Origin of the sequence: Acinetobacter sp. YH16038 (assembly GCF_013417275.1) — a bacterium.
GTDB lineage: Bacteria > Pseudomonadota > Gammaproteobacteria > Pseudomonadales > Moraxellaceae > Acinetobacter.
This window is the reverse complement of sequence record NZ_VPEG01000010.1, coordinates 109820-123358: the sequence shown is the minus strand read 5'-3', so window position 1 is coordinate 123358 and position 13539 is coordinate 109820. Positions and strand designations below refer to the sequence as shown.

Genomic DNA, 13539 nt, shown 5'->3' with positions numbered 1-13539 from the left:
GCCACGGACAGCCTGTTCTAATTCTATAGAGAATAGCTTCAATAAAATTGCGTAAATTTGAGTTGTGGTGAATGGATAAATTACGCAGAATAACTTTCAACTTTTGCCAGTGTTGATCTGTCAGCATGGTACGAGGCATAGCGAATAGTAAAATTGGGTTTGGTGATTTGATTTTACTACTTCGCTATTTTTTTAAGCTAAAAGTGTCAACACACCCTAGTTATTTTTCCAGAAAACGACGGAAGTTTTTCAAAATCTTGATACTGACAAACAAGGCAGCCAGGGCAAATAGCGAAATCGCAAAGAGAATATATTTTAAATTGCTGATGTCATTATTATAAAATTGCTTCAATTCATTTCTGGAATAGCTGAGTTTAGTGATCTGACCAGTTCGACTATCTTGGAACTGAATATTTTCAATATAAAAATAATTTCTCACTTTTACTAAATTAACATTTTGAATCTGCCGGGTATGTGACTGGTTATAGTCATCAGTACATAGGGCAGTATAATGCTCACATCTGATTTTTGCTGCATAACCATTTCCGGCAATCAGGATAAACAGCGCGTTGTCTGGACGTTGATTATTAGACACCAGTACATATTGCGCTTTGGTGCTGCTTTTTAAAGGAATGCTCACGGCTTGCTGATAATATTGATCTGCTTTCAGGATCTCCTGAATTTTGGCAACACAAGTGAACATTAAAGAAAGTGTAACCAGAAAAATGACAGCAGCGAGGCACAGACGGAATATGGTTTTGACAGTTTGATGCATGGGAGAAAATTTCTAAATATAAAGAAGAGGTGAGCAATAAAGTGCTTTAAGGCTGTATGTTAAATCATCAGTTGTGAATACTGAAAAGAAACTTAACTTAATTTGAAAAAAAATGGGATTAAACTTGATCCGCTAAAATATACTGTTTTTTTAAATTTATATTTCAAGTAAATCTTTCAGCTCACGGCTGCAAATTGCCAAATCTTAGGAAACCTAATGGGAAGTTTCTTTTTTTTACAACTGTTGACGGTGGTCTTTGCTCTGTCAATTGCCACTACCATGTTCAACAAACGTGTTCTAAGTTTTCCTCAAGCCATTGGTGTGCCGATTGTTTCCGCTATTTTTGTCTTTATCTTGCAATGGTGCGCCAGCCTGTTACAGGGTAATCCATTTTTTAGCATCAATATTGATAATATTGAGAAAGCAGTTCGCCATGTCGACTTTTATGACTTCCTGATTAATGGGGTGATCTGTTTCATTCTGACTTCATCCGCATTGAAGTTTAAGGTTTCAGATTTACGCAATCACTGGCGGCCGATTGGTATTCTGGCCAGTCTGGCATTGGTTTTCTGTGCAGTTTTCTTTGGTATTGCGCTGTACGGTTATCAGTTTCTGATTGGTAACCACGTCGATATATTGGTTCTACTATTGCTAGGTGCTGCGCTCGGAGCAACGGATCCAATTGGGATTAAAGGTGTCCTCAGTTCGGTACGCGCACCCCATCATTTGATCGTGAAGCTGGAAGGTGAGTCGCTGTTTAATGATGCCATGTGTATTGCACTATTTATGACCTTATTAAATGTACTGCAAGGTGAAAACTTTACCGTACTCGCCGTCCTGCAAACATTGCTTTATGAAATTGTCGTGGCAGTCTTGATCGGAATTGGGTTTGGTTTGGCGATTTTACGTATTCTGCGCGGTAAGCATGAAATGGAATCACTGATATTAACTACTGCACTGTTGGCTTGTGGTTCATATCTGGTTGCTTTACTGGCGCATGCTTCTGCACCAATTGCCTGTGTAATCGGCGGCTTGATTGTCGGTAATAAATGGAAAGAAATTCTGGCTGATGCAGATATCGGTGATGTAAACCATTTCTGGCATACGGTAGAGGGAATTATCAATTCCTTCCTGTTCACCTTGATCGGTCTGGAATTGTTCATTATTGATCTAAGCACCAGTCTGGTCCTAGGCGGGATTGTCGCTTTCATAATTCTGCATTTGGCACGCTTCCTGGCCAACCATCTGTCTTTTGCATTATTCCCTAGAATGCGCAAGAAGAGTTATAACGGCAGTTTAACCATTCTGTCTTGGGGTGGGGTACGTGGCGGGATTTCCTTAGCCCTGATTCTGGCAGTGGCCAATATTCCGCAACTGGAAGCGTATAGCAGTATTCTGATTGGATATACTTTTATTGTGGTGCTTCTTTCCGGAGTAGTTTGTGGTCTAGGTTTGCCAGCCGTAATGAATGCTTTCTATTACAACCCGAATGAAGAAACTCAAGGTTTTAAGGGCTGGTATCAGCGGATGTGCCACAAGATGAATCGTCGCGGTTTTCAGTATATTGTGGGGGAGGATGCGAATGGAAATGAAACCATCACCATCTTCCAGCCTGAGATGTTGATTGATAAGAAAGATGCCGATGGTGTAGCAACCGTGCATCATCCTGATAAAGTACAGGAAGTGAAACGTTTAGAGAATCCGGAGAATTTCTAAGCGTTAGAATTTTCTATCAAGATTGAAAGCCAATGACATCAAGTGCAAGCCAGGAAATGGCACAAATGATTCTGAGTGTAGTCAGCCAGATTCCTTATGCGAAAGTAGCGACCTATGGACAGATCGCTAAGCTGGCTGGCTTACCCAAACATGCACGTCTGGTAGGTAGGGTTTTAAGCCAGCTTGATACAGAAACCGATTTGCCTTGGCATCGTGTCCTGAACGCTCAAGGTAAGATCAGTCTCAATAAACTGGATGAATATGGACATAATATTCAACAGCAAAAATTAGGCGCAGAAGGAATTCTATGTGTTGGAAATCGGATCAGCTTAAAGCAGTATCAATGGGATGGATTTGTTTGAAAGAGAAATCCCCACTTGATTGAAGTGGGGATTTTTTTATTATTTACGGATAACCATTACAGGAACATTGGCCTGTCCCAAGATGCTTTGCGCAACACTACCCAGGAACAGTTTCTTGAAGCCAGTACGGCCATGTGAGCCAATCACAATCAGATCAGTATTCAAGGATTCTGCTGCTTTGACAATTTCACTATAAATCACCTGACCTTCGAGTAGCTGGGTCTCTGCATCAATACCTGCCGCAGCAAATTTCGCTTTTGCTTCATCAAGTGTCTTCAGAATTGCAGTACGGGCACGTTCAACCAGGTCATTGGTTTGAGCTGCTGTAATGTATTCAGCAGCGATATAGGGATCAAGTGCCAGCACCTGAACCACTGTCACTTTACTATTAAATGCTTTGGCAATTTCGACAGCTTTATCGACTGCAGCGTAGGAAGTTTCTGAACCGTCAACGGGTACTAAAATATGTTCAAATGACATTAGAATTCTCCTTATAGGAAATAAGTTTTATAAAAATATGACGCGTTAAAATCGTATACGAATTGTTGTTTATACTTTGATCATAACGCGTATTTTATAAAAATAAAACCAAGTAAATACCTCAGTATTATGTTTAACAAAGCAATAATTTTTAATGGTTGGTATATTTTATAAGTTTTTGATTTATATTTATATTTTGAGATTAAAATAATATGATTTTAGAATATTAATGAACTCACTTAAAAAAGCCATCTGATTTTAATACTGCGTTATTACCTGTAATTTTAGATTCAAAAAATCCCTGTTATATAAAACTATAGGAACAGGTTTAAAATTGAGATTTTAATAATGAAAAATCTATCAAACTGCATAAAGATAGACTGCTATTTCTAATAGTAACCTTCTATCAGCATAATTTTAGTGTTCTAAAACTTCCCTTTCCAAGGGTGGGTTAATACCGTTATTTTCTTTTTTAAATTGAGCACGATCTGTAATGGATTTCTCACATTCATTATAGTGATCAATTGCAAAGTTTTTAATTAAGGCGGAACGTCCAGACTGATCTTAGGGTATTTCATATTTAAACGCTTTTTCAGTAAGTTTTATACCAATCAGAGTATGGAGATCATTCGCTGTACCGTAGTGCTGTTTTATTTGCTGAATCATCCATTTCTGTGGTGCACCTTTCAGTCTAAAGAGCATGACTTCTTGAGCCAAACTTTTCACATCATCACATCCTGAAAATCTGCTGCTTGGATGAATAACAGTTGCATTGGCTAAACTTATAAAACTCAATAGGAGCAGGCTTAGGTATATTTTGAATTTCGTCATCTTCAGTTTTGCTTTAATCCAGAGATACTATTGGCCATATTTGGAAAAGCATTATAGCGATAGGAAAAGGTCCTAGATTCACTTTTTATTTTTTTTCTTCAGCAAGTTATTCTTAAAATTAAATATTATGTGATACGACTTTGATTCAGATTTGGCTTTAAAAAAAGATACTAATTTTCATAGTATTTGCTAATAGGTTTCGAATTAAAGCATGATTTGTACAAAGTTTAAGAGTTTATGATTAATTTGCATAAAGACTGAACATTTGTGGTTTAAAATGCTTGACGATACAACCTGAAATTACGATAATGCGCACACAGTTTACGGCTATGTAGCTCAGTTGGTTAGAGCACCGCACTCATAATGCGGGGGTCACAGGTTCAAGTCCCGTCATAGCCACCATTTTTAAAGACCAAGCTCTCAGCTTGGTCTCTTTTTTTGTGCCATAAAAATATCAATAAAAAATTAAGAGAAAGTTCTTCTAAATATCTGTCTGTTTAAATTTTTGAATCTTTTTTATTTTTTAACCCGAATCATTTTTTAAAGATAAAAAATGCCCAAGCATTTACTTGGGCATTATGGCTGATCTGGTTTAGTTAAAACTTAGATACCTGCTTTCCAACCATTAACGATCGGATAGCGACGTTCACGACCATAAGAACGCGAGCTAATACGTGGACCAATCGCACCCTGACGACGTTTGTATTCGTTAATATCAACCAGACGAATCACTTTTTTCACGACTTCAGCTTCAAAACCTTTGGCAATGATGTCATCCTGGCTCAGATCTTCTTCAATATAAGCATAAAGAATCGCATCAAGTACTTCATAAGCCGGTAATGAATCCTGATCGACCTGATCTGGACGAAGTTCTGCTGAAGGTGGACGAGTAATCACGCGCTCAGGAATCACAGGAGTTTCTGCGATGCTGTTACGGTATTTCGCAAGTTCAAACACAATGGTTTTATACACATCTTTTAATACCGCAAAACCACCGACCATATCGCCATATAGTGTGCAGTAACCAACGGCAAGTTCAGATTTATTACCGGTTGCCAGAACCAGATTGCCGAACTTGTTAGAAAGCGCCATTAATAGTGTACCGCGTGCACGTGCTTGCAGATTTTCTTCAGTGGCATCTACAGGGGCATTGCCAAAGAATGGATACAGCGTTTGCAAGAAGCCACTTACAATCGGGTTAATCTCGGCAATACCGAAAGTTACACCCATGGTTTTTGCCTGTTCAGTAGCATCTTCTACACTGATCTGAGCAGTATAGGTATAAGGCATCATCACTGCTTGGACTTTATCAGGGCCAATCGCATCTGCTGCGATGGCAAGAGTCAAGGCAGAGTCAATACCACCAGACAGACCTAGAATTACACCTGGGAAACCTGAACGTTGTACATAATCACGGGTTGCCATTACCAGACTTTGATATATCTCAGCCATGGTTTCTAGGGCTGGAGTAATCGTGCCTTTGCTAAACTCTAATCTTTCAGCATCATATTCAGCGATATACAGGCCTTTTTCAAAGCTAGGCGCTTGCAGAGCCACTTCGCCTGATTTATTGAGTACAAAGCTGGTGCCGTCAAAGATCAGATCATCTTGGCCACCTACCTGGTTACAGTACACCAGATTGATATTCAACTGTTTGACCAGCGCAGCCATGGTATCGATACGGTGTTGCGGTTTGCCGACTTCATATGGAGAAGCATTCAGAACCAGTGCAGTATCAATATTCAATTGAGCCAGCTGTTGAACCGTAGATAATGACCAGACATCTTCACAGATCAGAACACCAAACTTGTGTCCCAGATATTCGAAGACCAGATGCTGATGTCCTTCACCAAAATAGCGTTTCTCATCAAATACACCATAGTTTGGCAGAGTCTGCTTATTATAAACCCCTAAAACTTCACCATCTTTCATGACGGCTGCTGAGTTATAACGTTCACCATCTTCAGTCTGATTGACAAAACCGAAGACCATGACGATATCTTTTACTTCAGTCAGTTTCTCAAACGCCAGTTTTGTGCGTTTAGCCAGACTTGGGCGAATTAATAAATCTTCAGCCGGATAACCTAAAGTTGAAAGTTCAGGGAAAATAATAAGATCAGCATTATCTTTTTTGGCTTGATTTGCCAAATCTATCATTGTCTGCGTATTTGCATCTAAATTGCCCACATGTGGAGAGAATTGAGCAATCGCAATTTTAAAACTTTTCATTCCAATTAAGTCCTATTCCTATAGGTGAATACACTAAATCACTGATTTTTAAAATTCTAATTATCCAGCTGAGTGCAGTTTGATACGAACAAAATGCCAAATGGCCAAAATTAAAAAAAGTCATGACCGCATGATCATTAAATCTTGATTTGCGAGCTAAAAATATCATACTTGGCTTATTTTATCGAAATTTGAGGCAGATGCTAGAGCTGTTTCAGGAGAATTGAAACAGATACACAAAGTTATGATCAGAAATGACTTATTATGGTGCTTTTTTATTCTGGTAAATGCACAAAAATACTCAAATGGATTTAAATGTGTTTATTTTCCTAAAATAGAAATCAACAGAATACTTGAGTGAAAAATATTCAATATCATCTGCTTAACTGATTTTTTAAAATAATATTGGGGATTTTTTTTAGAAAAATATCGCGTGCAATATCTCCCTGTTGTTCAATGTTATAGTCTAAAAAGGATTTGTTGGGATTAAATTGATATTTGTAAGGATTATATTTTCCCATAGTTAAAAAATAAGCGGCTTGTAAAAAAGCGCCCTTAAACAACACATTAATATTCTGCTGATATTGATAAATATGCGCCATTTCATGAATGAAAAGCGCCTGATAAGAACGGCTTTCTTTAGAATAATCGTCCCGATAATTCAAGTTGCGGACGTGAATATAACCACTTGGTGCCATAATCACATGCTTGGATTGCCAGGGCAGGAAAGGGTGATTCATGACCCGGACTGTTGAATAGTCAATCAGGTCAGCAAAGACTTGCTGGCAAAGCTTGATTTCCCCTGAAGTCAAATTCCGGCTTTTAAATTGATCAAAACGAACCATTCTCAGGATAAAAGGAAGCAGGTAAAACAGCATTAAAACTCAATCCTTAACGATAGAAGAGTACTTTCTAGAAATTTGCAGAAATTGAAAATTCTTCAGGCTTACTATTTTAATTTTTTCACATCATTATTGTGTTGGTTTTTGTCAGTCATAAAAAAACCACCCAGAAGGGTGGTTTTTACGTCTTTCAACGCTAACCGAATTAACGGTTGATGTCGCGTTGAACTTCACCAGTGTAAAGCTGACGAGGACGACCGATCTTGTAAGGACCGCTGTGCATTTCTAACCAGTGGCTGATCCAACCAACTGTACGTGCAAGCGCGAAGATCACAGTAAACATTTCTGTTGGGATACCAATCGCTTTAAGGATGATACCTGAGTAGAAGTCTACGTTAGGGTAAAGGTTACGTTTGATGAAGTATTCGTCAGAAAGCGCGATACGTTCAAGTTCCATAGCAAGAGCAAGCTGTGGATCGTTGATGCCAAGAGCACCAAGAACTTCGTCACAAGTTTCTTTCATTACTTTCGCACGTGGATCGAAGTTTTTGTACACACGGTGACCGAAGCCCATGAGTTTAACTTCTTTAGTTTTCACTTTTTCCATGAAGCCAGCAACGTTTTCTACAGTGCCGATTTCATCAAGCATCTTAAGAACAGCTTCGTTCGCACCACCGTGAGCAGGACCCCAAAGTGCAGAGATACCAGCAGCGATACATGCATATGGGTTAGCGCCAGTAGAACCAGCTAAACGTACTGTAGACGTAGAAGCATTTTGTTCGTGGTCAGCGTGAAGCGTGAAGATACGGTCCATTGCTTTCGCAAGGATTGGATCTACTTTGTAGTCACGGTCTGCAGGAGTTGCAAACATCATGTACAGGAAGTTTTCAGCGTAAGTCAAATCGTTACGTGGGTAAACGAATGGTTGACCAACAGTGTATTTGTAGCTCCAAGCTGCCAAAGTAGGAATCTTAGCGATTAAACGAATCGCAGTGATTTCACGATGGTTAACATCTTCGATGTCCAGATTGTTGTGATAGAACGCAGACAACGCACCAACAACACCAACCATGATTGCCATAGGGTGAGCATCACGACGGAAACCGTTATAGAAGCGGCTTACTTGATCGTGAACCATAGTGTGGTTACGAACTTTAGCGTCGAATTCTTCTTTTTGCTCAGCTGTTGGAAGCTCGCCATTAAGAAGTAAGTAGCAAGTTTCTAGGTAATCAGCTTTAGTTGCTAACTGGTCAATTGGGTAGCCACGGTGTAAAAGAACACCTTTATTACCATCGATGAAAGTGATTTTAGACTCGCATGCAGCTGTTGCCATAAAACCAGGATCAAAAGTAAAGTGACCTGCAGCCAACACATCTTTAACGTCGATTACATCTGGGCCCAATGTGCCGCTGTAAATTGGTAATTCAATTTCTTTGCCATCAAGCTGTAAAACGGCTTTCTTGCCAGTTGCTTCAGACATTCAATAGATCTCCTGTCCTGGTGAATGTATATCCGAGTTGCCTATCAATCTTTTAATGCACAAAACGGACGGATCAAAAATTTGCTATAAGATTAGTGGCTACTGAAATTTTGTCAATTATACTTATGGATGAAAAATGACATTCTCACAGTGGTTTAGTCATTTATCTTGGTATAAAAAGTTTAATAAAATCACAGTACCAAACCTCTATAATAAGTCAAATTGAACAGAAGGTGCAGAAAAAAATATAGTCTTTGCCGTATTTGTAAGCGTTTTTTCCTAGCAAAAAATAAAGGAGAAATTGAGAAAATATTCTAAGACTGCAACTTAAAATTATATAAATCTCGTAACTTACATCGATTTCCTTAAGTTTTTACTTCAAACTTGAATTATAAATAAAAGCAATAAATTTTCTTTTTGGCTCTGTTTAATCGGCTAAAAAATAGCTCGTAAATTTGCTTCACTTTGTTTAATACAACTTAAACAAAAATAAATAAGTGTTTTTTTGAATATAAAATGTCTAAAAACATCAAAAAAACTATGATCTACAAAGAGATAAGTAGGTTTTAGTATAAAAATTCTAAATTGAGATGCCTTTATATAAATAGTCATTATTTATTTGTGAAATATATCCTTATGATTTTACTTGGGATTAATAAGGACTTAGGATCGAAATTATATTTTTGCTGTTCATCTTTAGTCTAAATCTACTTAGTCGAAGCTTGGCTAGATAACAGACTAAATTAATCAAGTTAATTATTAAAAAACAAATATCTAGAATGAGAATATGAAGATAAAGCAAGTAGGGGGGAACTCAAAGTTGTTGTTAATGATTCTTATTTAAAGGTTTTTTGTTCAAAAAGCCAAATACAGTTGTTTGTATTTTAATAGTTCACGTTTTATAATTCAGTGTCGTTTTATGTTTAGGCATGTATTTGCCTGATAATGCCAGCTTTCCTTCGAATTAATTCCAACAAACTCCGGATGGAGTTTTTAACTACAGGATGCCCGCTGTGAAAAGCAACAGACCTGTCAATTTGTCCATGGGTCAAGTTTTAGAAGTAAACTTAAAATCACCCGTGGCTATTGCATCAATTCTACACCGTCTTTCAGGTGTCATCGTATTTTTACTCGTACCGGTCCTTTTGTGGCTGTTGGATAAATCATTGTCTTCAGCAGAAGGTTTTGCTGAAGTGCAGGAAATCTTTAACGGTTTCTTTGTCCGCTTTATCGTATGGGTATTTGTAGCCGGCTTAATTTATCATTTGTTCACTGGTATTAAGCACTTACTTGCAGATATCGGCGTTGCAGAAGAACTGCAAAGCGGTCGTACTGCAGCTACTATTTCATTAATCTTGTCTGCAATCGGTATTGTTGCAGCATTTGTATGGATCGTACTCTAATGAAAAGTGCTACTGGTTTAACAGGTTCAGGTTCTCGTGATTGGTTTGTCCAACGCATCAGTGCTGTAGTTCTAGCTGTTTATACCGTTGTGGTGTTTGGTTGGATCCTACTGAATGGTGGCTTCAACTACGAGCAATGGTACGGCTTTATGATGACAGTTCCAATGAAGATCATGTCTTTGTTGGCAGTCTTATCTCTTGTTGCGCATGCATGGATCGGTATGTGGCAGGTATTCACTGACTATGTGACTACTCGTCAAATGGGTCCATCAGCATCAGGTTTACGCCTTGTACTGACTTCAGCAGTGATTATTGCTGTATTTGCATATGCGATCTGGGCAATCCAGATTTTTTGGGCGAATTGATAGGAAACAATCATGGGCGCTATAACCCCTAAAGAAGATTACACAAATATTCCACACGAAACTTTCGATGCAGTTATCGTTGGTGGTGGTGGTTCTGGTATGCGCGCTTCTTACCAACTTGCTCAAGCAGGTTTGAAAGTTGCGGTACTGACTAAAGTATTCCCAACACGTTCTCACACTGTAGCAGCGCAGGGTGGTATCGGTGCATCTCTTGGTAACATGCAAGAAGATAACTGGCACTACCACTTCTACGACACAGTTAAAGGTTCTGACTGGTTAGGTGACCAAGACGCGATCGAGTTCATGACTCGCGAAGCACCGCAAGTGGTATACGAATTAGAACATTTAGGTATGCCATTTGACCGTAACGCAGACGGTACGATTTATCAACGTCCATTTGGTGGCCACTCTGCAAACTACGGTGAAAAAGCAGTTCCACGTGCATGTGCTGCAGCCGACCGTACAGGTCACGCGCTTCTTCATACGCTTTATCAAAGCAACGTGAAAATGGGTACTCAGTTCTTCGTTGAATGGATCGCGCTTGACCTGATCCGTAACGAAGCTGGTGATGTACTGGGTGTGACAGCAATCGATCAGGAAACTGGTAAAATTGCTGTATTCCAGGCGAAAGCTACATTATTCGCTACAGGTGGTGCTGGTCGTGTTTACCGTGCATCTACTAACGCATATATCAACACTGGTGACGGTCTTGGTATGGCAGCTCGTGCAGGTATTCCATTACAAGATATGGAATTCTGGCAATTCCACCCTACAGGTGTTGCGGGCGCAGGCGTACTGTTGACTGAAGGTTGTCGTGGTGAAGGTGCAATCCTTCGTAATAAAGACGGCGAACCGTTCATGGAACGTTATGCACCGACTCTGAAAGACTTGGCTCCTCGTGACTTCGTATCACGTTCTATGGACCAGGAAATCAAAGAAGGTCGTGGTTGTGGTCCTAAAGGTGATTATATCCTTCTTGATATGACTCACTTGGGTGCTGACACCATCATGAAACGTCTGCCATCTGTATTCGAGATTGGTAAGAAATTCGCGAACGTTGACATTACTAAAGAGCCAATTCCTGTAGTACCTACAATCCATTACCAAATGGGTGGTATTCCTACAAATATTCATGGTCAGGTAGTTGTTCCTGAGTCTCCAGAATCTGAAGCTCTAGTAACGAACTACGACAAGAATACTGATACCTATTCTACTAACCAAGAAGGTCGCAACTTCACGAAACCAGTGAAAGGCTTCTATGCGATCGGTGAATGTTCATGTGTATCTGTACACGGTGCAAACCGTTTAGGTACAAACTCACTGCTTGATTTGGTTGTATTTGGTAAGGCTGCTGGCCAGCACATCATCGACTACGTGACTAAACACCACGGTGATGAGTATGAACCGCTTCCTACAACTGTGCTTGAAAACACAATTAAGCGTGTTCGTAAGCTGGATGAATCAACAACTGGTGAGAATGCTCAAGAAGTTGCTGATGCAATCCGTGACATCGTTCAAGACCACGCGGGTGTATTCCGTACAACTGCGCTGCTTGAAGAAGGTGTAAAACAAATTCTTGCAATTGAGCCGCGTGTTCGCAACATTCACTTGAAAGACAAATCTAAAGTATTCAATACTGCACGTATTGAAGCTCTAGAAGTTGAAAACCTGTATGAAGTTGCTAAAGCGACCTTGATTTCAGCTGCTGCACGTAAAGAATGTCGTGGTGCTCACACTGTGGTAGATTTCGAATTACCACCAGATCACCCAGAGTATCCATATGGCCGTCGTGACGACGAGTGGATGAAACACACCTTGTGGTTCTCTGCTGATAACCGTCTTGAGTACAAGCCAGTGCGTTACAAACCACTTTCGGTTGATGCAATTCCACCGAAACCACGTACATTCTAATCAGGAGATTAAAGATGAGTAGAGGTACTCGTACATTTCATATCTACCGCTACGATCCTGATAAGGATAAAGCACCGTATATGCAAACTTTTAAGCTTGAACTGACTGATAAGCACCGTATGTTGCTTGATGCGCTTCTTGCATTAAAAGTACAGGACGAATCTTTGACATTCCGTCGTTCATGCCGTGAAGGGATCTGTGGTTCTGATGGTGTGAACATTAATGGTAAAAACGGTTTGGCGTGTCTTTGGAACCTGAACGATTTACCAAATGAAATCACGATTCGTCCACTACCTGGTCTTCCAGTAATCAAAGACCTTGTAGTTGACATGAACCAGTTCTACGACCAGTACAACAAGATTCATCCGTTCTTGATCAACAACCAGCCTGCACCTCCTAAAGAGCGTCTGCAGTCTCCTGAAGAACGTGAACACTTGAATGGTCTGTATGAATGTATTCTTTGTGCATGTTGTTCAACTTCATGCCCATCATTCTGGTGGAACCCAGACAAGTTCTTGGGTCCTTCAGCATTGTTGAATGCATACCGTTTCATCATCGATTCGCGTGATACAGGTACTCAAGAGCGTCTGGCTCGTCTTGACGATCCGTTCTCTCTGTTTCGTTGTAAAGGCATCATGAACTGTGTATCTGTATGTCCTAAAGGCTTGAACCCTACTAAAGCAATCGGTCACATCCGTAATATGCTTCTAGATATGGCTGGCTAATTTAGACTGCAATAAACAGTTTTTCAAAAAGCACACCACTTGGTGTGCTTTTTGCTTTATAGGGCTCCATAAACGAACAGTGGTCGTGAAAACTGCTGTTATTGGTGCTGTATCTCATATGATCAAATCGGGTGATGAATCATTGCAGAACATTTTGGTCGGATTTATGCACTATTATGATGTTGTTTGAGGTATTTATGATTTTTAGATGTAATTCTGGACTGAAAAAGGTTTTCAATAATGTTATTATATAACGCAAAGTTGCAAAGGGAGTGGATTGGAAGATTTACTCTCTTTTTGTTTATCAAAAAGATGTAGGACTTTAGTCTACGCTGAATGTGTTTTTCATTTAAAGCTCCCTATGTTAGAGTAATTTCTGATAGAAGTATTTGACTAAAAAACATGCGTTCCTCGTCAAAA

At 39.5% G+C, this 13539-nt stretch carries 13 protein-coding genes and 1 tRNA gene; 7 read left to right on the top strand and 7 right to left on the bottom strand.

Annotation, left to right across the window (positions count from 1 at the left end; all coding sequences use genetic code 11):
* On the bottom strand, nucleotides 1-139 hold a 139-nt coding region (locus FTV34_RS06495; protein ID WP_145755836.1), incomplete at its 3' end, for a transposase.
* 81 nt (nucleotides 140-220) lie between these two features.
* Complete coding sequence (locus FTV34_RS06490) at nucleotides 221-775, bottom strand: hypothetical protein (RefSeq protein ID WP_180069428.1); 555 nt, start codon at nucleotides 773-775, stop codon at nucleotides 221-223.
* A gap of 216 nt (nucleotides 776-991) precedes the next feature.
* Here FTV34_RS06490 and FTV34_RS06485 point away from each other — a divergent pair, with 216 nt between their 5' ends.
* Together FTV34_RS06485 and FTV34_RS06480 are read left to right on the top strand one after the other, a co-directional pair.
* Nucleotides 992-2491, top strand: coding sequence for a sodium:proton antiporter (locus tag FTV34_RS06485; protein WP_004782994.1), 1500 nt, complete (start codon nucleotides 992-994; stop codon nucleotides 2489-2491).
* Nucleotides 2492-2556: 65 nt separating this feature from the next.
* Nucleotides 2557-2853: an MGMT family protein gene (locus FTV34_RS06480; protein WP_180069439.1), complete on the top strand. Its 297-nt coding sequence runs from the start codon at nucleotides 2557-2559 to the stop codon at nucleotides 2851-2853.
* Nucleotides 2854-2892: 39 nt separating this feature from the next.
* Here FTV34_RS06480 and FTV34_RS06475 read toward each other — a convergent pair whose 3' ends face one another.
* Both FTV34_RS06475 and FTV34_RS17910 read right to left on the bottom strand, forming a co-directional pair.
* A complete protein-coding gene (locus FTV34_RS06475) occupies nucleotides 2893-3333 on the bottom strand; it encodes a universal stress protein (RefSeq protein ID WP_004782991.1) in 441 nt (146 codons plus the stop codon).
* 564 nt (nucleotides 3334-3897) lie between these two features.
* On the bottom strand, nucleotides 3898-4164 hold the full coding sequence (locus tag FTV34_RS17910) for a hypothetical protein (protein ID WP_257226124.1): 267 nt from the start codon (nucleotides 4162-4164) through the stop codon (nucleotides 3898-3900).
* 325 nt (nucleotides 4165-4489) lie between these two features.
* Between FTV34_RS17910 and FTV34_RS06465 the strand changes: the two genes are divergently transcribed.
* Nucleotides 4490-4566: transfer RNA gene (locus FTV34_RS06465), tRNA-Met, on the top strand.
* Between the two features lie 201 nt (nucleotides 4567-4767).
* Here FTV34_RS06465 and FTV34_RS06460 read toward each other — a convergent pair.
* The 3 genes from FTV34_RS06460 to gltA all read right to left on the bottom strand — a co-directional run bounded on the left by FTV34_RS06460 (nucleotide 4768) and on the right by gltA (nucleotide 8715).
* Complete coding sequence (locus FTV34_RS06460; protein ID WP_180069425.1) at nucleotides 4768-6393, bottom strand: NAD+ synthase; 1626 nt, start codon at nucleotides 6391-6393, stop codon at nucleotides 4768-4770.
* A gap of 374 nt (nucleotides 6394-6767) precedes the next feature.
* Nucleotides 6768-7271 carry a hypothetical protein gene (locus FTV34_RS06455; RefSeq protein WP_180069422.1) on the bottom strand — a complete coding sequence of 168 codons (504 nt, stop codon included), beginning with the start codon at nucleotides 7269-7271 and terminating at the stop codon, nucleotides 6768-6770.
* 169 nt (nucleotides 7272-7440) lie between these two features.
* Nucleotides 7441-8715, bottom strand: coding sequence for a citrate synthase (gene gltA, locus FTV34_RS06450; RefSeq protein ID WP_004782984.1), 1275 nt, complete (start codon nucleotides 8713-8715; stop codon nucleotides 7441-7443).
* A gap of 1004 nt (nucleotides 8716-9719) precedes the next feature.
* Here gltA and sdhC point away from each other — a divergent pair.
* The 4 genes from sdhC to FTV34_RS06430 are packed head-to-tail and all read left to right on the top strand — an operon-like array spanning nucleotide 9720 to nucleotide 13119.
* Entirely contained in the window at nucleotides 9720-10118 is a 399-nt protein-coding gene (gene sdhC, locus FTV34_RS06445; RefSeq protein WP_034705238.1) for a succinate dehydrogenase, cytochrome b556 subunit, read from the top strand.
* Entirely contained in the window at nucleotides 10118-10483 is a 366-nt protein-coding gene (gene sdhD, locus FTV34_RS06440; protein ID WP_004782980.1) for a succinate dehydrogenase, hydrophobic membrane anchor protein, read from the top strand. Before sdhC ends, sdhD begins: the two co-directional genes overlap by 1 nt.
* Before the next feature lie 12 nt (nucleotides 10484-10495).
* The gene (locus FTV34_RS06435; protein WP_004782979.1) at nucleotides 10496-12394 is read left to right on the top strand and encodes an FAD-binding protein; all 1899 of its coding nucleotides are present in this window, start codon (nucleotides 10496-10498) and stop codon (nucleotides 12392-12394) included.
* A gap of 14 nt (nucleotides 12395-12408) precedes the next feature.
* Nucleotides 12409-13119, top strand: a complete 711-nt coding sequence (locus tag FTV34_RS06430; RefSeq protein WP_004782977.1) for a succinate dehydrogenase iron-sulfur subunit — start codon at nucleotides 12409-12411, stop codon at nucleotides 13117-13119.
* The last annotated feature ends 420 nt before the right edge of the window (nucleotides 13120-13539 follow it).